We start from the raw sequence: 18,467 nt of genomic DNA, 5'->3' as shown, positions 1-18,467 counted from the left end.
ACTCAATCCCGTCAGGCATGATTTTTTTGTGAAATAAATTCGGGGTCCGTTTGAATTTTACTTATGGGTATAATTTGTTTGTCTGAGTTTTTTTGTAGCAGCAGCCACGGAACCTGTTCAGCGGGCAAGGGGCGGGAGAAAAGGTAGCCCTGGAGATAGTCACAGCCGAGGCTGGTCAGTATTGCCTGCTGTTCGTCCGTTTCAATCCCCTCGGCAACGACAGTCATCTCCATGGTGCGGGCAATATTAATAATGGTTTCCACCAGCTTGCGGCTTTTTTCATTTCCCAGCATAGAGGACACAAAGCTCTTGTCGATTTTAAGCTCTTTTGCCGGAAGAACGCTCAGCATCAGCAGGTTGGAATAGCCCGTGCCAAAATCATCAATAGAGACGGTGATCCCCGCATGGTTAAAGGCGTTGAGCAGCTCGATGCTGCGGTCGAGATTTTTTAGCGCGGTACTCTCCGTGACCTCCAGGATCAGCCTTGAGGGCGACAGATTATATTTATCCAGCATGGACGACACGATGTGAAAGATATCCGGCTGTTCGAACTGAATGGGGGATAAATTGAGCGATAACGTCCACTGGCTGAAACCTTGTTCAGTCCAGAAATGAAGCTGCCGACACGCGGCTTCAATAGCCCAGTTGCCAACCGGAATAATCAAACCCGTTTGTTCCAGAGTGGGTAAAAACAGACCTGGCAGCAAAACGCCTTGCTCCGGATGCCGCCAGCGCAGAAGAGCCTCAAAACCGTGGATCGTCTTATCTTTAGCATGCCAGGTTGGCTGATACCACAGTTCAAACCGATCGCTTTCCAGCGCTTGATAAAGTTCCTGCAGAAAACCCGGCTGCGCCGGAACCGCCGTTGACATCTCAGGGCGGTAAAACGCCCAGCCGTTACGACCTTCTTGCTTAACGTGGTGTAAGGCGGCATCCGCCTTAAACTTCAGTTCATGCAGCGTTTCGCCATCCTGAGGATAAAGGCTTACACCCGCGCTGAGGGTGGTACTCAGCATATGTCCGCAAAGGGATAGCGGACGGCGCATATCCGCGAGCAGCGTCGTGAGCAGGGTATTGAGCTTTTCTTCGTCGTATTCGGGAACCAGCAGGATAAAGGCATCCCCACCCAGCCTGGCCAGCGTCATCTCTCGGGTAAGTAGGGAGGTGATGCGCTGGGCAATGGTAATTAATAACTCATCACCGACGCTGTGACCCCAGGTATCATTCACGCGTCTGAAGCGATCGACATTCAGAAAAACCACGGCAAATTGTTTGTTACTCAACAAGGCGCTGTGCAGACAATCCTGCATTCGGATATCCATCTGCTGGCGGTTTGCGAGGCCGGTGAGAGCGTCAAAGCGAACCTGTAGCTCAAGCTGACGGTTGAGTTGGCGCAAATTATCCGTCAGCCGGCTGGTCCGCCAGTGCGAATCGATAAGCGAAATAATTAACATCATGCCGAGCAGGGAGAGCGTGGTGACGGAAACCCAGATGGATAACCCCAGCTCGCTGACCCCGCCGGGGAGCGTATGCGCCATCTCATGGAAATGCGCGGCGCTCATGCCCGTATAGTGCATCGCGCAAATGGCGGCGCCCATGACTAACGCGGCGAGAATGCGAGTCACAAAGACCCCTTTGTGCTTATCTCTAAGGCGAAAAGCCAGCCACAGCGCCACGCCGGAGGCGACCACGGCAATCATCACGGACACACCCACAATGCGCCGATCCCAGAGGATGCTTCCTTCCAGCACCAACGCGGCCATGCCGATATAGTGCATAGCGACCACGCCAGCGCTGAGGATAACCGTGGCGAAGAACAGCCGAAAGGGAGAGAGGTGTTTGCCCGTAACGGCAATATTTATTGCTATCGTGGAGGCAACGATCGCCACGCCGAGAGACGCAAGGGTTAGCCATAGGTCATAGCTCATCATCATCGGCATTTGCATCGACAGCATACCGATGAAGTGCATTGACCAGATCCCGATGCCCAGCGTGATCCCGCCAGCAATGCGCCAGAACAGAGCCGCTTTACGGCTGGAAAGGGGAATTTTCCCGGCGCTGTCCAGGGCCACAAAGGAGGCGATAAACGCCACCAGATAAGAGACAGCGATCAACACAGGGTCCCACGATATATTGAGCATTATGCAATCCCACGCCTGAGAGGGTTACCGATTTTGCCGGCCGGCACGTCTTTATCTGGCAACGAACATGCGCATTCAAACCATATTAGTTATTTATCGTGGAAAAGAGCCACTTATATAAAAGGTCAAACTTACCCGAAATATAAAATATATTCTTTATGTTAATGCATTAAGTACGGCTAAACATAGTCGATAGATTGTAGCAAAGCGTCTTAAATATGTGTGCATATGGACCGTTGTACCGCAGATAATGGTATCGCTTCAGGAGGCTTTGGACCAGCAATACAGCATATGGGGTATGACATTTCTACTAAAACCTCTTTTTTATCTGACTTAAGTTAAATACAGGGTGGGTAACGGCGAAACGAGAAACCAGCGTATTATGTGAGGACAAACGCAAAAGTGAATGCTATAAATCTAAATGCCGACCAAAATATAAGTTGTGGGTAAAATCATGCTAAGAAATATTAGTGTCAGGACCTTCATTGCCTGGTTCCTGCTGTGCCTGTTTTTAGTGAATGCAGGTATCGTTGCTCTATTTTCCAGCAATCTTCCTCTTTTCGTTTCGATTAATCTGGTCAATTTCGTTGGATTATTTTTGCTCTGGAGTTATATGACGAAGTTTCTTGTGACGCCGATCAATACTGTGAAAAAAAGTATTGAAGAAGTGACCGCAGGCAACTTAGGCGTCTCTATCCCCGAGTTTGGCAATAACTGCGCGGGGCGATTAATTCCCGGGATTAATACTCTTTCCAGCGACATCGCTACGCTGGTGCGTGAGATCAGGGCATCATCACAAAACGCCATGGCCTTGTCGGATCAGCTCTCTTCCCGCAGTGCTCAGCTCTCGGTGAAAACAGAGCAACAGTCTGCATCTCTGGTACAAACTGCGGCAAGTATGGAGCAGATGGCGGCAAGTACCCGAAACAATGCCGATAATACCCGGCTGGCGAGCGAGCAGGCGAATGCCGCGACGCTGCAGGCGCGCAAGGGCGGAGATCTAATGGAACAGGTTGCCAGCAATATGCAATCCATTACCGAGTGCGCGCAGCAGATGACGGAAATTATCTCGCTGATCGACGGGATTGCATTCCAGACGAATATTCTGGCGCTTAACGCGGCCGTCGAGGCCGCGCGGGCGGGCGATCACGGGAAAGGGTTCTCCGTGGTCGCAGAGGAAGTCCGAAACCTGGCCCACCGCAGCGCCGAGGCGGCGAAAAACATCAAAACGCTGATTGACGTTACCAGCAGTAATGTCACCCAGGGTGCCAGCGTTGTGTCGGAAGCGGAGAAGAATATGCGTGACATCGTGACCGGCTCCGGCAACGTCAGCCGGTTAATGGACGAAATTTCTACCTCAACCGCAGAGCAGGAGAAGGGCATTTCCCAGATCACGCTGGCGCTGTCCGAACTGGAGCGGGTCACGCAAAGCAACGTGGCGATGGCGGAGGAGCTCAACGGTTCCTCTGATGTGCTGCGTAACCAGGTGATCGAAATGCAGACGCGGACCCGAAATTTCAGGCTGGACCAGGGGCACCCCCCGTCATCAGTAGCTAGCCCTGTCTCGTTTCATCCGCGCCCCGAGCACTCTCATTGACAGCTTCCCGAAGCCTGGCATGCCAGGCTTTTTTATTCTCAAAATATAGCGTGCTCAATTCCTGAGCGATTTCAGCGCGATGCGAAACATAGTTGTTGCTTAACCCCTGATGGAAGCTAGACTGACATCGAAAGAGCCAAACAGGGGAGGCGCTGTGGAGAGCATTAAAGGATCCGAACTTAACGTTCCTGACGCAGTTTTTGCGTGGGTGCTGGACGGTCGCGGCGGTGCCCGACCGCTGGAAGATAATGATGTCATTGATAAAGAGCATCCCTGCTGGCTACATCTGAACTATACCCACCCGGACAGCGCTGACTGGCTGGCCTCGACTCCCCTGCTGCCTAACAACGTACGTGATGCGCTTGCGGGGGAAAGCCTGCGGCCTCGCGTAAGCAGGATGGGTGACGGGACGCTTATCACCCTGCGCTGTATAAACGGCAGCACGGATGAACGTCCCGATCAGCTGGTTGCGATGCGCGTCTATATGGACGATGGGCTAATTGTTTCCACACGTCAGCGTAAGGTTTTGGCGCTGGATGACATTGTGAACGACCTCAAAGAGGGGACCGGACCGGTTGACTGCGGCAGCTGGCTGGTGGACGTCTGTGACGCCCTGACCGATCATGCGAGCGAATTTATTGAAGAGCTGCACGATAAAATCATCGACCTGGAAGATAATCTGCTCGATCAGCAGATCCCGCCGCGCGGCTTTCTGGCGCTATTGCGCAAGCAGCTGATCGTGATGCGTCGGTATATGACGCCACAACGGGATGTGTATGCCCGTCTGGCCAGTGAAAGACTCAACTGGATGAATGACGATCAGCGCCGCCGGATGCAGGACATTGCTGACAGGCTGGGCCGCGGGCTGGATGAGATTGATTCCTGTATCGCCCGAACGGCGGTGATGGCGGATGAAATCGCACAGGTGATGCAGGAGTCGCTGGCGAGAAGAACCTACACGATGTCCCTGATGGCGATGGTCTTTTTACCCAGCACATTTCTGACAGGGCTTTTTGGCGTCAATCTGGGCGGTATACCCGGCGGCGAATATCGGTACGGCTTCACCGCGTTTTGCGTCATGTTAGTTGTTTTGATTGGTGGTGTTGCATGGTGGTTGCATCGTAGTAAATGGCTGTAAATTTACGATTTTTTCACCTTTTTCGAGGATTAAAACGCTCTTTTAATTGAGCGAAGTCAATAAACATCACCCCCGTAAGGTGCAATATTACTCCCGCAGGTGAATGCAACGTCAAGCGATGGGCGTTGCGCTCCATATTGTCTTACTTCCTTTTTTGAATTACTGCATAGCACAATTGATTCGTACGACGCCGACTTTATAGTCGGCTTTTTTTTGCCTCCTGTTACTCAGCGTCTACCCTAAAAGGGACGACAGCAAATCCTGGAGGGAAAGATGAGCATTTTACTCGCTCTGCTACAGCAACACGCGCGTCAGTCCGATCCTGTCCCCACCGATCCCGTGCCGATGCCCGATCCCATTCCGCGTCCGCAGCCGATGCCAGACCCGCCGCCGGACGAAGAACCGATTAAATTGTCGCATCGAACCCCGAGATCTGCGAGGATACGCGCCATCTGACCGTAAAGATGACCACGAGAGATTATTGTGACCGCTTTTTCTACCCTGAATGTTCTGCCTGCCGCCCAACTCGACAACCTCAACGAGTTGGGATACCTCACGATGACGCCTGTTCAGGCGGCCGCGCTGCCCGCTATCCTTGAAGGCCGGGACGTGCGTGTGCAGGCGAAAACGGGCAGTGGGAAAACGGCCGCTTTCGGTCTTGGTCTGCTGCAGCATATTGACGCGTCGCTGTTTCAGACCCAGTCACTGGTCCTGTGCCCGACCCGCGAGCTGGCAGACCAGGTCGCGGGTGAACTGCGTCGCCTGGCGCGCTTCCTGCCCAATACCAAGATCTTAACCCTCTGCGGTGGGCAGCCGTTTGGCGCACAGCGCGATTCGCTCCAGCACGCGCCGCACATTATTGTCGCGACGCCCGGCCGCCTGCTTGATCACCTGCAAAAAGGCACCGTTTCGCTCGATGCCTTAAGCACGCTGGTGATGGACGAGGCGGACAGGATGCTGGATATGGGCTTCAGCGATGCCATTGATGAAGTGATCCGCTTCGCGCCGGCCAATCGTCAGACGCTGCTGTTCTCTGCGACATGGCCTGAAGCCATCGCCGCGATCAGCGGTCGCGTGCAGAATAATCCGCTCACCATTGAGATCGACAGCGTCGATGCTCTGCCGGCCATCGAACAGCAGTTCTTTGAAACCTCGCAGCAGGGAAAAATCCCGCTCCTGCAGAAACTGCTGAGCCAGCACCAGCCTGCGTCATGCGTAGTGTTCTGTAATACCAAAAAAGACTGCCAGGCGGTTTGTGATGCCCTGAATGCGGCGGGGCAGAGCGCACTGTCTCTGCATGGTGATCTGGAACAGCGCGATCGCGATCGGACGCTGGTGCGTTTCGCCAACGGCAGCGCCCGCGTGCTGGTCGCGACCGACGTCGCCGCCCGCGGTCTGGACATCAAATCCCTTGAACTGGTGGTGAACTATGAGCTGGCCTGGGACCCGGAAGTGCATGTCCATCGTATTGGTCGTACCGCGCGCGCCGGAAACAGCGGCCTGGCCATCAGCTTCTGCGCACCGGAAGAGGCGCAGCGCGCCAATATTCTCTCAGAAATGTTGCAGATCAAACTGAACTGGGTGAACGCGCCGGGCAACGTCAGGCTCGTGCCGCTGGAGGCCCAAATGGCGACGCTATGCATTGATGGCGGCAAAAAGGCCAAGATGCGACCGGGGGATGTGCTGGGCGCACTGACCGGAGATGTGGGGCTGGAAGGGGCGGATATCGGGAAAATTGCGGTTCATCCGGCACACGTGTACGTGGCGGTTCGCCAGGCGGTTGCGCATAAGGCGTGGAAGCAGCTGCAAAACGGCAAGATTAAAGGCAAAACCTGCCGCGTACATCTGCTGAAATAAGGCATAAAGCGTCTCAGAAGGTCTTTCTGAGACGCCCATCGCTTATTTCACTTCAAGTACGTTCAGACGCAACTCTTCGAACTGATTGTCCTCGTCTTCCGGCTGCCAGCCCGCAGGCTGCATTGGGATCTCTTCCCGGTCAAACGCCAGATCGCCACCATTCACCACCTCCGAGCCGTGGTTGATACCTTTGAAGTCGAACAGCTCTACGTCCGCGAGGTGGGAAGGAACCACGTTCTGCATCGCGCTGAACATGGTCTCAATACGGCCCGGATAACGTTTGTCCCAGTCGCGCAGCATGTCGCCAATCACCTGACGCTGCAGGTTCGGCTGTGAGCCGCACAGATTGCATGGAATGATCGGGAACCCTTTCGCCTGAGAAAAACGCTCAATGTCTTTTTCCCGGCAGTAGGCAAGAGGACGGATCACAATATGCTTGCCGTCATCGCTCATCAGCTTAGGCGGCATGCCTTTCATCTTGCCGCCGTAGAACATGTTCAGGAACAGCGTTTGCAGAATATCGTCGCGGTGATGGCCCAGCGCAATTTTGGTCGCGCCCAGTTCCGTTGCGGTGCGATAGAGAATGCCGCGGCGCAGACGGGAGCATAGCGAGCAGGTGGTTTTCCCTTCCGGAATCTTCTCTTTCACGATGCCGTAGGTGTTTTCTTCGACGATTTTGTACTCAACGCCCAGCTGTTCAAGATATTCCGGCAGAATGTGCTCCGGGAAACCCGGCTGTTTCTGGTCAAGGTTGACCGCCACCAGGGAAAAATTAACCGGCGCGCTTTGCTGAAGATTACGCAGGATCTCCAGCATGGTGTAGCTGTCTTTACCCCCTGACAGGCAAACCATGATGCGGTCGCCTTCTTCAATCATGTTGAAGTCCGCAATGGCCTCGCCCACGTTACGGCGCAGGCGCTTTTGAAGTTTATTCAGGTTGTATTGCTCTTTCTTTGTATTTGATTGATTTTCTTGCATTTATTACTACCTTCGGAGCCAATAGGGGCATAATAGGGGCAAAAATTTTTCAGCGTGCCAGCTTATCGTTAAGCATCAGCACCTGTTCGCCATTCATTTCTTCAATCCACGCACCGTAGACTTCATAAACCATTTGCGCGTTTTCATGCCCCATCTGGCTGGCTATGAAAGACGGGTTAGCGCCGGCAGATAAAAGCCAGCAGGCAAAAGTATGCCGCGTATGGTACGGATTCCGGCGGCGAATACCAGCACGTTTTACAGCTGCGTTGAATCTCGCACCGATGCTCGATAAAGAGTAGTAGGCTTTCTGTTCTCCCTTGCGCATCCGGGGTATGAAAACGAATCGCAGATTTTGATGTTCCACTGCGCCATACTCGCGATGATTAAAGACAATTTCGGTTTTAGGCTGTAGCGCTGTCAATTTGCGCTGCGCTTTCAAGGCTTCAAGTGCCGGCTCTAAAAGGGTGATAACCCGGTTACCTGCTTCGGTTTTTGGTGGGCCGAACATGCCCAAGGCATTAAGATTGCGCTGTATATGAGCCGTACCTTTTTCCCAGTCGATATCTTCCCAGGCAAGAGCTGCGAGCTCTCCATGACGGACACCAGTATAAACTGCGAACGTCCACATATTCAGGCTTTGGCCACGCTCGGATTCCGCAAGCAAACTAAACTCCTGCTTCGTTAAAGGATCCGGTTTTACTTTCCCTTTGTGTAGTTTCTTGATTCCTTCGAAGGGCTTGCCACTGATAAAGCCAGATTTGTGTGCAAACCGAAGCAGGGAGCACAGAAGCGATATATAGTTGTTCACGGTACGCACAGTGCGTCCCTGTTTGTTGCTTCTGGGATTTGTCAGGTAAAGTGTCTCACCATTCAACAACTCCTTCCTGTATTTAAGAATGTCGCTGTGGCGTATAGTTGAAACAGGCGTATCTCCGTTAATGATGTGCATTAACGTACCCAGTTGTGAGCGCGTCTTACGCATCGTATTCGCGCTAATTTCGGTTTCTTTAATGCTCGTCCACAGTTCACACAGCTCTGAAAAGGTTTGAACTGAAACAGTGGTTACGGTTTTTTTTGCTCTGGATGATGAAGGAAAGCGCTGGTGGTAATCAAATTCTCCAAGGTTGATCTCGCTAACGATCACAGCCCGAAGATTCCCTGCTTTTTTGATGTTCGCCGGGGTGTTAATCCAACCTTTTAGAATTTCTCGGCAACGCTTTCCCCGGTACATAAACCAGATACAAATCTTATTGTTTCTGATTTCGACACCCGTAGGCAAAGCTGACATCTTACGCATCCCTTATTAACTGATTAATTCTCGGATAGTTATACCAGGTTGTGCCACGCAAGGTTTTTTCTCCAGAAGGAGATACTCGTTTAAAATGGACACCTTCCACCCAACAGCCCTGGCGATACTTCTCAATCTGTCGTTCGGTCAGGCCTGTTTTTTCTGTGAGCCTTGCGCCAACAACCCATTCTTCGTTAAAAATTACCTGCGACATGGTTCACCTCAGGTAGCAACGTCATCATGCTTGATACCGTGTTGGCACTGAACTACGTCATTAAACAGCTGGAGGCAACACAGAAAGAGCTCCAGGAGCTTAAGCAAAAATAGCGGAATCATGAAGACTTAGCTTTCAGTCGCAGCCCGTTCTGGCATTTAACGGGCTTTGTCTCCCTCAGATCTGCTTACATCTGCGCCATTATTGAAAAATTTACAAAAGAGATAATTCGAAACGAGAGATAAACTTAGAAACGAAACGGCGAAGCTTTAAGCAGTGACGATAGGGCCTGTATCTTGCGGACACTTACAAATAAAACTACTGTATATAAAAACAGTATTTGAGGTGTGTGCAATGGAATTCATCAGGCCAACAGAACTGCGAGAAATTATCGCTCTTCCGCTTTTCAGTGACTTAGTACAGTGTGGTTTCCCAAGCCCCGCAGCTGATTACGTTGAACAGCGTATCGATCTCAATGAGTTACTTGTCGCTCACCCGAGCTCTACATATTTCGTCAAAGCCGCGGGGGATTCAATGATCGAAGCCGGGATAAGCGACGGTGATCTGCTGGTGGTGGATAGTTCGCGCACGGCTGAGCACGGTGACATTGTCATCGCCGCGGTTGAAGGGGAATTCACTGTTAAGCGTTTGCAGTTGCGTCCAAATGTCCAACTCATCCCAATGAATAGCGCCTACAGTCCGATTGTTGTAGGCAGCGAAGATACGCTGGACGTTTTCGGCGTTGTTACTTTCATCGTCAAATCGGCGAGCTGAGTATGTTTGCGCTCTGCGACGTGAATTCGTTCTACGCATCATGCGAGACGGTGTTTCGTCCCGATTTGAAAGGGCGGCCAGTGGTTGTTCTTTCGAACAATGACGGCTGCGTAATCGCGCGCAGCGCCGAGGCCAAGGCGGCTGGAATTACAATGGGAGAGCCTTTCTTCAAGCAAAAGGACTTATTTCGGCGCGCTGGGGTTGTTTGCTTCAGCAGTAACTACGAGCTGTACGCAGACATGTCGAATCGAGTAATGACCACACTGGAGGAGTTGAGCCCTCGCGTAGAAATTTACAGTATCGATGAAGCATTTTGTGACCTAACAGGTGTTCGCAATTGCCGGGATCTTACTGAGTTCGGCAAAGAAATCCGCGCTACCGTTCTGAAGCGGACGCACCTGACTGTCGGGGTTGGAATTGCCCAGACAAAGACACTGGCCAAGCTGGCCAACCACGCCGCGAAGAAATGGCAGCGGCAAACGGGAGGGGTAGTTGATTTATCCAATATCGACCGCCAGCGCCGATTGCTCGCCATCGTGCCAGTAGAAGATGTATGGGGCGTAGGCAGGCGCATCAGTAAGAAGCTGAATGCCATGGGCATCAAAACAGCTCTGGACCTTTCTGAACAAAGCACGTGGATTATCCGCAAACACTTCAATGTCGTGCTGGAGCGAACCGTCCGGGAACTGCGCGGCGAGCCCTGTCTCGAGCTGGAGGAATTTGCGCCGGCAAAGCAGGAGATCGTCTGTAGCAGGTCATTCGGTGAACGCGTCACTGATTACGAACAAATGAGGCAGGCTATTTGCAGTTATGCGGCCCGAGGCGCAGAAAAGTTGCGGGGAGAGCATCAGTACTGCCGCTTTATTTCTGCGTTCGTGAAAACCTCTCCCTTTGCGCTTAACGAGCCATATTACGGTAACAGCGCGTCCATGAAGCTTCTCACCCCTACACAGGATTCCCGCGACATAATCAACGCCGCGGTAAAGTGCCTGGACAAAATCTGGAAGGATGGACACCGGTACCAGAAAGCCGGCATTATGCTCGGGGACTTCTCCAGCCAAGGTGTGGCCCAGCTCAACCTGTTTGATGAGAACGCGCCGCGGGCTGGTAGCGAAAGGTTGATGGAAGTGCTCGATCACCTGAACGCTAAAGACGGGAAAGGAACTCTCTACTTTGCTGGGCAGGGCATTCAGCAACAGTGGCAAATGAAGCGAGAAATGCTGTCGCCTCGATATACGACGAGATATTCAGATCTGCTAAGAGTCCGATAAGTATTCCTGATGTCTTTGTCCGCTTTGTGCCATAAGCTGCCATTGCGCTAAGTTGCCGTAGAACAAACTATCGATCGCATTTTTCAGACTTGTCAGTCTGAAAATTATATGTAGACTTGCGAGTCTGTTTAATCATTTATTTGGTCATTTTCATGTTTACTTTAAAATCTTCTTCGGCAGCGCTCTATTCCTCGCGCATTTTGCTGACCTTTTTTTTCTGGATGGCAGGCATCTTCGGCCTGTTCAACTTTGGCGTAATCGTTCAGGAAATGATTGCTGTCGGTCTGCCCGTACCGACCTTTTTCGCAGTTGGAACCATCCTGTCTCAGCTTGGGGGATCCGCTCTGGTGATTTCTGACCGGTCCGGGTATGGCTGGGTTGGGGCAATGTTGCTGATTATATTTACATTGCTCACTATTCCGTTGGGCCATCCTTTCTGGACATTCAATGAACCTAAACGTACCCAAGAATTCCATATCGCTCTTGAGCATATTACAGTAATCGGGGGACTAATGATGAGCATGCTGCTTTCGGGACGCAAATGATGAATGAAAATAAACGACAGAAAGGCCGTCCTAAAGATCTCCTGAAGGAACAGGCTATAGTGCAGGCGGCGCGAAGACTTTTTCTGGAAAAGGGCCTTAATGTCACGACTGCAGAAATAGCGCGTATTGCAGGGGTGGCGAAAGCCACTCTTTATGCGAATTTTGCTGACAAGGAAACCTTGATTGAAGCTGTTCTGCGACAGGAATCAGATCTGACCATCAGCGACAGGGAGTTTTCACAACGCCACAACCTGCCCCTACAGGAAGTTTTAACTGCTTTTGGTAGCAGGTTTGTACGTTTCATAAACCAGAAAGAACTGATCGGTTGGGACAGGCTTATTGCCTCTGCCGCAATCCGACATCCTGACCTGCCCGGGCGCTTTTATGCAGCCGGCCCAGGCCGTGCGCAACAGATGTTGGAAACGATTATTGCCGAAGCAATAGAAGCTGGATTGCTGAGGGAGTGCAATGCCCGTGAAGCCGCCGACCATCTGGCTGGTTTATGGCTTGGTATGACGAGCCTTGAAATAAAACTCGGGGCGCGGAAGTCGTTAACTGATACAGAAATCCAACACAGGGTGGTACACTCTCTTGATGTATTTATGAGGGCCTACTCTACTGAGCAGCACTGAAATATTGGCGTAACATCAAGGTCCGCTTCTCGCTCAAAGCGGATCTTCGCAGTTGTCCGCTTCATGGGGTTCTCGGATCTCATGAGTAAGAAGACGATGATTGTGAAGAATGAAGCAGAAGAAAAGGCTGATTACGCCATAAATGACAATAATGTGAATATGTTAACAAACAGCTAATAATTTTGCGTTGTACGCAATAAATAACCAGGCTGGCGCGATCAGGTCGTTCCTGATGTCAGATCACCGGTGGCTGATTCCTGCTTTATCAGAGCAGCCACAGTCAGTACCGGCGTCAGTAAAGCAGGGGATCACATTCATATATAAACAGGTCAGACTCTGACAGACGCAATGACAGACAGGATGGTTTTGCCGGGCTCCTGAGAAAAGTCGGGAGCCAGTTGGGCTGACACTGAACTGAGCGAGGTGACAATTCCCCCGGCCTGTTCAGCCTGCTTCAGCACCGCGTCTTCTGTCCGGGAAGATCTGCTGCCGATGCAGTCCACCGGAATATAAACATGATAGCCATTCCTGAGCCCGCCCAGCGCGGTGAGCAAAACCGCAACTTCCGCCGTATAGCCTGACACCACAAGCGTTTTACGTCCTGTACGATGAATGGCGTCGGTCAGTTCTTTCACCTGGAACGGATCGGCTGTTTTACGGAAAATCGTATTTTCTGCACTGGCATACCCGGAAAGAGAAGAGACCAGTTCCCCGGGTCTGCCGTTCTGCGTAACCGTCAGAAAGAACGAGGGTGCGGAAACAGCTTTTGCCACTTTAGCAAGGCCACCAACGTTTGCGGCGAGCGATTCTGGCGGCATAGTCTTACTGGTGTTAATCAGACCGGGATGGAGATCGGCGAAGATAAAAATCACGTCATTTTTTTCGACGCTGAACCTTTTCGCCGTATCAGGTAGTAATTGCCCGCCATTCATCAGAACATCCTCCTTTTCGGGCGTAGCTCCGGCCCGTGCGGACGAACCCATAGCAAAAACGCCCAGCAGTGCGCTGGCCGTGTGGAGAAAACATCTTCTTTTCATATCGGGCACTCTTTAGATCCGGATAAGCAGTCAGGTATTAAAAATCTTTGTGCCGACAGTTCTGATCCGTTCCGGATCGCTGTGTTCAGTAAATAATGTTTTACCCGTATCCAGCCGGCTGATTTCCACCATGTCAGCATCACTGAGAGAAAAATCGAAAATATTGAAGTTTTCCTGAATACGCGGCAGATTGACTGATTTCGGAATAACGACAACGTTGCGCTGGATCAGCCAGCGCAGGATAACCTGGGCCACACTCCTGTTGTGAGTGCGGGCAAGAGAAGCAAGCACCGGGTTGTTGAAAAGGCCGTTTTTTCCTTCAGCGAACGAGGCCCATGATTGTGGCTGCACGTTAATGCCCTGCATAAATTCCACGTTCTGTGCCTGCTGAAAGAAGGGGTGCATTTCGACCTGATTGACGGCAGGTTTAATACGGTTAAAGGTGGCCAGATCGGTCAGCCGGTCCGGAGCAAAATTACTGACGCCGATAGATTTAATCAGTCCTTCGTCGTAAAGCTCTTCCATCGCGCGCCATGCCCCATGAACGTCAGAATAAGGCTGGTGGATAAGATAAAGATCGAGGTAGTCAAGTTTCAGACGTTCAAGCGAGCGCATGAATGCACTGCGGGCTTTGTCATATCCGGCGTCCTGAACCCACAGTTTTGTTGTAATAAACATATCGTTACGCGGCAGGCCGCTTTCGCGAATGGCTGCGCCAACCGCCACTTCATTTTCATAGGCTGCGGCGGTATCAACCATGCGGTAACCCGTCTCAAGTGCACCAAGAACGGCCTCCTGACACTGTTTCAAATCGCGCATCTGATAGACGCCAAAACCCAGCAGGGGCATCTGAACGCCGTTATTAAGCGTCGTAAATTTCATCAGCATTTTCCTTTCACGTTAGTCATCATTGACCCTTACAGGGCTGAGCTCTTGTTCAAGGGCTCACGGAATATTGCTATCCTACGGCAGCCGGATTAGCTTATTAATAACGTTAAGTCCAAATCACATTTGAAAAAATCTAATGGATCCATTTTCTGATATCCTCAACCTGCTTTCAGCCCGCAGTTATGCCACCGCTGGCCTGTCGGCCGGTCATCACTGGCACATGGCTTTTCCAGGCTTTAATGGCCTGAAATTCATTTACATCAGGAAGGGCGCGTTCTGGTTCAGACCTGAAGCCGAGCCCGAATGGATGAGAATGGAGGCTGGCACGGGCGTGATCCTCACCCGAAACGCATGTTTTATGATGGCCACAGATGTCACCTGTCCGGTGGAAGAGTCCCTGGAGAAAAAACGCCCCAGAGTCAGGGAAACGGTCAACTACGGCGGCGAGGATAATCTGCTGCTGGCCGGAAAAATGGAGATTGACTCCGCCGCCTCTGATCTTCTGCTTCAGGATCTGCCTCTGGTGCTCCGTTTTGATACCTATGCAAAAGAAAATTCGTCCCTCAGCACCCTGATGACCCTTTTATTCAATGAGAAAGTGTCAGAAAAGCCAGGCGCTTCTCAGGCCTGTGACCATCTCATGCACCTTATTATGATAGAGGTGTTACGAAACGGAATGGAAAATAACCGGAGTGGTGACGGGGTACTCACCAGCTATACCGATATCCGGATCAACAGGGTACTCAGAGCACTCCATCAGGAGCCAGAAAAAACATGGCGTCTGAGCGAAATGGCGGCCATAGCCGGTATATCGCGGGCTGGTTTTTCACGAAAATTTAAGGACACTACCGGGCTTACGCCTCTCCTGTACCTGACGAACTGGCGAATGCGGCTTGCAGGTAAATCCCTGAGGCACACCCGGGAGTCTGTAAAGCTGATTGCTTTTAAGCTGGGGTATCACTCGGAAAGCACTTTCAGTACGGCCTTCAAACGCGTTTATGGCGTGGCTCCGCGACTTTACCGCGATCAGCATCCGGGATCCCCCGATCTTACCGGCACGGAGTAACCGCCTGGAAGCAGGTCTGAGTCCGGGCCATTAATCAATGGAGAGCAGGACATTAATATAAATTGACAGGTATGCTGAGTTTTACAGGAACATCAATGATGAAGCTCTTTAATCCTGCGGTTCAGGGATTTTTGATCAATGTGTTTTCATATCATCCAGAAAATCTCATTCTCCCGGTATAATCAGCACGATTGAGGATTTCCTGATCCAAAACTCATATTTTCCGTAGACCTTTCCCACAGCTCAGGGATACCAGTCCGGCACAACTGGCTGACTATGAGTTGATCCCGCGTGGCATTCAATGAGACGCGTTGAACGAAGACCTATCACTTGCAGCCTGATGAGCCTGGAACTCTTCCTGGCCTGACAAATCAGTTGGCTTAGCCCTGTAGCCGGTGCCGATAATATTTCAGGATAACGTGTGTCACGATCTGTCCATAAATAAAGCCGCCGAGCCCAGAAAATATTACGGTGCCTGCTATGCCGCCAAAGTACGCTCCCGCGCCGCCGAAGGCCGCGCAGAGGGCGAGGCCTCCCCAGGTTTGCCAGTGCCGGAAGACCGATTTATACGCGCTCCGCCACCGTCTTCCGCGCTCCCGATAAGATAAGTCTTTTAGTTCGGTAATACTTTTCAGGGTCCAGTAAATTTTCACGGTGAGTTCCTTGTTCCGTTGCCTAAGCGAAGGAAAACATAAAACGTCGGCACAGGAAATGATTCTCAATGTCCGCTTCTCGCTCATTTCGGACGTGACACGTCTCTTTTGACCTTACTATTGTGATACCTCGATTAGCTCCGGCCCCTGATTCTTCACATTTCCAACGGCGCGCGTCACTGCGTGCCAGATAAACTTGTCGGCTGACACAGCACCATCGGCTGCTATCTCCTCAGCTTCTTTCCCTCCGACATCCTGACGCATCCACTCGCGCGCCGCTCTAGGTGACAGTACCAGCGGCCGCCGATCGTGTATATCCACTAGGCCTTTGTCAGCGGCAGACGTTACTATCAAAAAACCTTCTGCTTCATCGCCTCGCTCAAACGGTGTGCTGCCGATCGCCGCCATAAAAATCGGCTGGCCGTCTGCCCGATGGATAAAATAAGGCTGTTTCTTATCACCTTCTTTCTTCCATTCGAACCAACCATCAGCGAAGCAAATTGCCCGGCCATGCTGCCAGAGAGGTTTATACATCCTGCTGGTGGCCACCGTCTCGACGCGCGCGTTAATCAGTGGCGGCTTACCCCACCACCCGGGCGCGTAACCCCAGAAAACTGGATCAAGGTGCAGTTTCTCGTCGCGTTCGCTCAGCAGCAGGACTTTGGTACCTGGCGCCACGTTGTACCGGCCAATAGGTTCCGGGTCATAGGCAATGTCACGATCGGCTTTGTCGGCCAGGTAAGTCAGATATTCTTCACGGGTTTGTGCTTGTGCAAAACGTCCACACATAGAAACCTCCAATCAGTCAGACTGAAAGTATAGGGCAGGGAGAAAAAGAGGTACGTACTGAGTAAAGTTAGGGGCAAATTTAGGGGCAAAAATGCGAAATAGGGGCAAAAAAAGGGCACAAAAAATGTAGTTCTGGGTAGCTTCAGGGAGAAGTTATTATGCTATAACTAATTGAATTAAATGATAAAATCAATGATATCAATGGGTTGGCAAAATCAGCGTAGCTTGTTCAGGTTGTATTGCTCTTTCTTTGTATTAGATTGATTTTCTTGCATTTATTACTACCTTCGGAGCCAGTAGCGGCGAAAGACGGGTTAGCGCCGGCAGATAATAGCCAGCAGGCAAAAGTATGCCGCGTATGGTACGGATTCCGGCGGCGAATGCCAGCACGTTTTACACTCTGCGCAATAGCTAATAAAGCGTAGTCGGCTTTCTGTTCGCCATCCGGGAGAGGGGGGACCAAAACAAACTGGCGTTATCGTTGAACGCGGAAGCCATAAGGTACTGCTTGCTCATGATGGCGCGTATGCGAAGCTTCACAAAATGCAATTCGGTGCGTCGAAGAGGTCATTCATTTTGATGCCCGCATGCAATAGCGGGCTGATAGCACCTGACCGGATAATGCGTAAGATAGCGTATAATGCTTTCCCGACATACGCTTACATATTCCGTGACTGACCCTATGACATTAAATCGCTTTTGTTTTGTTCTGCTGATCTTCGCTGCGATCGGCAGCTTTTTTTCCTCGTATCCTTTTGCCATGTGGTTTCTGTTGATTAATATGCTGACGATAGCGATTTATGGTGTCGACAAAACGGCGGCACGAAAAGCGATGCGCAGGATACCGGAAGTCACTTTACTGACGTTTGGTACTGTGGGAGGGTGGCCAGGCGCCATATTGGGCCAACAGCTCTTTCGCCATAAAACGCAGAAGCAACCCTTCAAAACCTGGTTTTTGCTGAGCATCGTCGTGAATATTTCAGCCACGGCGGCGCTTTATCATTTCTTTCCCTTTATTCTTTTTTGAACGTCATCAGGACGCACAAATTCACCGTTGACCTCAAGTTAACTTAAGCTTTTAAGATGGCTACGACATGTTGATACAGGAGTAACATCTTAAAATGAAAGATATTGATGTAGGATTCACTCATGTTGCGTTTATGGTCAGGGATCTGGAGAAGAGCCTTGCTTTCTATCGCCGATATGCCGGGATGGACGTCATCCATTCGCGTGAGCCCGATCTTCCAACTGCCCGTAAAGTGGCGTGGCTAACTGACCATACGCGTCCTTTTGCGCTGGTTCTGGTGCAAGCGGACACCGTGACCGATACGCCGCTGGGGCATTTTGGCCACCTTGGGATTGCCTGCGCCACGCGCGAAGAAATTGACAGAAAAACTGCGATGGCCGCTAAAGAAGGGGTGTTGAGGAAAGCGCCGGAAGATCTGGGTGACCCCGTCGGCTATTATGTATTTTTTGCCGATCCTGACGGTAATACCTTAGAGCTTTCATACGGCCAGCGTGTCGGAATAACAGCGATCCAGGCGAAATAGTAAAACGCCTGAAAACGGTCTGAAAAATCCTGCTACGCTTGTTTGTTGT

The 18,467-nt window shown here is 51.3% G+C and carries 19 protein-coding genes and 2 pseudogenes; 12 read left to right on the top strand and 9 right to left on the bottom strand.

What is annotated here, in order from left to right:
• Nucleotides 1–11 precede the first annotated feature (11 nt).
• Nucleotides 12–2,141, bottom strand: coding sequence for a bifunctional diguanylate cyclase/phosphodiesterase (locus IM291_RS12565; RefSeq protein ID WP_192987019.1), 2,130 nt, complete (start codon nt 2,139–2,141; stop codon nt 12–14).
• Between the two features lie 454 nt (nt 2,142–2,595).
• Between IM291_RS12565 and IM291_RS12560 the strand changes: the two genes are divergently transcribed.
• The 4 genes from IM291_RS12560 (at nt 2,596) to dbpA (ending at nt 6,733) form a co-directional block, all read left to right on the top strand.
• The gene (locus IM291_RS12560; RefSeq protein WP_192987018.1) at nt 2,596–3,738 is read left to right on the top strand and encodes a methyl-accepting chemotaxis protein; all 1,143 of its coding nucleotides are present in this window, start codon (nt 2,596–2,598) and stop codon (nt 3,736–3,738) included.
• A gap of 154 nt (nt 3,739–3,892) precedes the next feature.
• Nucleotides 3,893–4,876, top strand: a complete 984-nt coding sequence (gene zntB / locus IM291_RS12555; RefSeq protein WP_047368662.1) for a zinc transporter ZntB — start codon at nt 3,893–3,895, stop codon at nt 4,874–4,876.
• Between the two features lie 291 nt (nt 4,877–5,167).
• Nucleotides 5,168–5,332: a hypothetical protein gene (locus IM291_RS21955; protein WP_320699664.1), complete on the top strand. Its 165-nt coding sequence runs from the start codon at nt 5,168–5,170 to the stop codon at nt 5,330–5,332.
• Between the two features lie 27 nt (nt 5,333–5,359).
• Entirely contained in the window at nt 5,360–6,733 is a 1,374-nt protein-coding gene (dbpA, locus tag IM291_RS12550; protein WP_192987016.1) for an ATP-dependent RNA helicase DbpA, read from the top strand.
• Between the two features lie 42 nt (nt 6,734–6,775).
• Here the strand turns inward: dbpA and ttcA are convergent, their stop codons facing one another.
• Genes ttcA through xisR form a run of 3 tightly spaced genes read right to left on the bottom strand, consistent with a single transcriptional unit; the run spans nt 6,776 to nt 9,213 of the window.
• Nucleotides 6,776–7,711 carry a tRNA 2-thiocytidine(32) synthetase TtcA gene (ttcA, locus tag IM291_RS12545; protein ID WP_028013348.1) on the bottom strand — a complete coding sequence of 312 codons (936 nt, stop codon included), beginning with the start codon at nt 7,709–7,711 and terminating at the stop codon, nt 6,776–6,778.
• Between the two features lie 49 nt (nt 7,712–7,760).
• Nucleotides 7,761–8,999 carry a site-specific integrase gene (locus tag IM291_RS12540; protein WP_049119903.1) on the bottom strand — a complete coding sequence of 413 codons (1,239 nt, stop codon included), beginning with the start codon at nt 8,997–8,999 and terminating at the stop codon, nt 7,761–7,763.
• A 1-nt stretch (nt 9,000) separates the two neighbouring features.
• Entirely contained in the window at nt 9,001–9,213 is a 213-nt protein-coding gene (gene xisR / locus IM291_RS12535; RefSeq protein WP_014884030.1) for an excisionase family protein, read from the bottom strand.
• Nucleotides 9,214–9,567: 354 nt separating this feature from the next.
• On the opposite strand from xisR, the gene IM291_RS12530 reads away from it, so the two are divergent.
• The 4 genes from IM291_RS12530 (at nt 9,568) to IM291_RS12515 (ending at nt 12,435) form a co-directional block, all read left to right on the top strand.
• On the top strand, nt 9,568–9,987 hold the full coding sequence (locus IM291_RS12530) for a translesion error-prone DNA polymerase V autoproteolytic subunit (protein WP_023618012.1): 420 nt from the start codon (nt 9,568–9,570) through the stop codon (nt 9,985–9,987).
• A gap of 2 nt (nt 9,988–9,989) precedes the next feature.
• Nucleotides 9,990–11,258, top strand: a complete 1,269-nt coding sequence (locus tag IM291_RS12525) for a Y-family DNA polymerase (RefSeq protein ID WP_028015885.1) — start codon at nt 9,990–9,992, stop codon at nt 11,256–11,258.
• A gap of 152 nt (nt 11,259–11,410) precedes the next feature.
• Nucleotides 11,411–11,803 (top strand): DoxX family protein, encoded by a 393-nt coding sequence (locus IM291_RS12520; protein ID WP_192971143.1) that lies wholly within the window; start codon nt 11,411–11,413, stop codon nt 11,801–11,803.
• Entirely contained in the window at nt 11,803–12,435 is a 633-nt protein-coding gene (locus IM291_RS12515) for a TetR/AcrR family transcriptional regulator (protein ID WP_048998599.1), read from the top strand. The genes IM291_RS12520 and IM291_RS12515 overlap by 1 nt, the downstream gene beginning before the upstream one ends.
• 329 nt (nt 12,436–12,764) lie before the next feature.
• On the opposite strand, the gene IM291_RS12510 is transcribed toward IM291_RS12515, so the two are convergent.
• Together IM291_RS12510 and IM291_RS12505 are read right to left on the bottom strand one after the other, a co-directional pair.
• The gene (locus tag IM291_RS12510) at nt 12,765–13,472 is read right to left on the bottom strand and encodes an isochorismatase family protein (RefSeq protein ID WP_226837284.1); all 708 of its coding nucleotides are present in this window, start codon (nt 13,470–13,472) and stop codon (nt 12,765–12,767) included.
• A gap of 30 nt (nt 13,473–13,502) precedes the next feature.
• Nucleotides 13,503–14,354, bottom strand: coding sequence for an aldo/keto reductase (locus tag IM291_RS12505; protein WP_048998602.1), 852 nt, complete (start codon nt 14,352–14,354; stop codon nt 13,503–13,505).
• A 142-nt stretch (nt 14,355–14,496) separates the two neighbouring features.
• Here IM291_RS12505 and IM291_RS12500 point away from each other — a divergent pair, with 142 nt between their 5' ends.
• The gene (locus IM291_RS12500; protein ID WP_048998593.1) at nt 14,497–15,426 is read left to right on the top strand and encodes an AraC family transcriptional regulator; all 930 of its coding nucleotides are present in this window, start codon (nt 14,497–14,499) and stop codon (nt 15,424–15,426) included.
• A 380-nt stretch (nt 15,427–15,806) separates the two neighbouring features.
• Here the strand turns inward: IM291_RS12500 and IM291_RS12495 are convergent, their stop codons facing one another.
• The 3 genes and pseudogenes from IM291_RS12495 to IM291_RS21950 all read right to left on the bottom strand — a co-directional run.
• Nucleotides 15,807–16,079, bottom strand: coding sequence for a hypothetical protein (locus IM291_RS12495; RefSeq protein ID WP_048998595.1), 273 nt, complete (start codon nt 16,077–16,079; stop codon nt 15,807–15,809).
• A 117-nt stretch (nt 16,080–16,196) separates the two neighbouring features.
• Nucleotides 16,197–16,868: an SOS response-associated peptidase gene (locus tag IM291_RS12490; protein WP_192971142.1), complete on the bottom strand. Its 672-nt coding sequence runs from the start codon at nt 16,866–16,868 to the stop codon at nt 16,197–16,199.
• A gap of 295 nt (nt 16,869–17,163) precedes the next feature.
• Nucleotides 17,164–17,337: pseudogene (locus IM291_RS21950) on the bottom strand (site-specific integrase); the annotation flags it as partial.
• Here IM291_RS21950 and IM291_RS21945 point away from each other — a divergent pair.
• From IM291_RS21945 to IM291_RS12480, 3 genes and pseudogenes are all read left to right on the top strand, one after another.
• Nucleotides 17,334–17,423 (top strand): annotated as a pseudogene (locus IM291_RS21945) (ABC transporter); the annotation flags it as partial. The pseudogenes IM291_RS21950 and IM291_RS21945 overlap by 4 nt on opposite strands.
• 127 nt (nt 17,424–17,550) lie before the next feature.
• Complete coding sequence (locus IM291_RS12485) at nt 17,551–17,895, top strand: DUF1294 domain-containing protein (protein WP_192971141.1); 345 nt, start codon at nt 17,551–17,553, stop codon at nt 17,893–17,895.
• 94 nt (nt 17,896–17,989) lie between these two features.
• Complete coding sequence (locus IM291_RS12480; protein ID WP_028013318.1) at nt 17,990–18,418, top strand: VOC family protein; 429 nt, start codon at nt 17,990–17,992, stop codon at nt 18,416–18,418.
• Nucleotides 18,419–18,467 lie beyond the last annotated feature (49 nt).

Source organism: Enterobacter cloacae complex sp. P27C, from assembly GCF_014895705.1.
GTDB lineage: Bacteria > Pseudomonadota > Gammaproteobacteria > Enterobacterales > Enterobacteriaceae > Enterobacter > Enterobacter bugandensis.
Note: the sequence above shows the minus strand (reverse complement) of the source record. Positions and strands in the feature narration are given on the sequence as shown.

What these genes read in the sequence shown, in the direction of transcription:
- IM291_RS12540 (WP_049119903.1), bottom strand. Translation starts at nt 8,999, where the DNA reads ATGTCAGCTTTGCCTACGGGTGTCGAAATCAGAAACAATAAGATTTGT.
- IM291_RS12525 (WP_028015885.1), top strand. Translation starts at nt 9,990, where the DNA reads ATGTTTGCGCTCTGCGACGTGAATTCGTTCTACGCATCATGCGAGACG.
- IM291_RS12530 (WP_023618012.1), top strand. Translation starts at nt 9,568, where the DNA reads ATGGAATTCATCAGGCCAACAGAACTGCGAGAAATTATCGCTCTTCCG.
- IM291_RS12490 (WP_192971142.1), bottom strand. Translation starts at nt 16,868, where the DNA reads ATGTGTGGACGTTTTGCACAAGCACAAACCCGTGAAGAATATCTGACT.
- ttcA (WP_028013348.1), bottom strand. Translation starts at nt 7,711, where the DNA reads ATGCAAGAAAATCAATCAAATACAAAGAAAGAGCAATACAACCTGAAT.
- IM291_RS12485 (WP_192971141.1), top strand. Translation starts at nt 17,551, where the DNA reads ATGACATTAAATCGCTTTTGTTTTGTTCTGCTGATCTTCGCTGCGATC.
- IM291_RS12520 (WP_192971143.1), top strand. Translation starts at nt 11,411, where the DNA reads ATGTTTACTTTAAAATCTTCTTCGGCAGCGCTCTATTCCTCGCGCATT.
- IM291_RS12565 (WP_192987019.1), bottom strand. Translation starts at nt 2,141, where the DNA reads ATGCTCAATATATCGTGGGACCCTGTGTTGATCGCTGTCTCTTATCTG.
- IM291_RS12560 (WP_192987018.1), top strand. Translation starts at nt 2,596, where the DNA reads ATGCTAAGAAATATTAGTGTCAGGACCTTCATTGCCTGGTTCCTGCTG.
- xisR (WP_014884030.1), bottom strand. Translation starts at nt 9,213, where the DNA reads ATGTCGCAGGTAATTTTTAACGAAGAATGGGTTGTTGGCGCAAGGCTC.
- IM291_RS12480 (WP_028013318.1), top strand. Translation starts at nt 17,990, where the DNA reads ATGAAAGATATTGATGTAGGATTCACTCATGTTGCGTTTATGGTCAGG.
- IM291_RS12505 (WP_048998602.1), bottom strand. Translation starts at nt 14,354, where the DNA reads ATGAAATTTACGACGCTTAATAACGGCGTTCAGATGCCCCTGCTGGGT.
- IM291_RS12515 (WP_048998599.1), top strand. Translation starts at nt 11,803, where the DNA reads ATGAATGAAAATAAACGACAGAAAGGCCGTCCTAAAGATCTCCTGAAG.
- IM291_RS12500 (WP_048998593.1), top strand. Translation starts at nt 14,497, where the DNA reads ATGGATCCATTTTCTGATATCCTCAACCTGCTTTCAGCCCGCAGTTAT.
- IM291_RS12510 (WP_226837284.1), bottom strand. Translation starts at nt 13,472, where the DNA reads ATGAAAAGAAGATGTTTTCTCCACACGGCCAGCGCACTGCTGGGCGTT.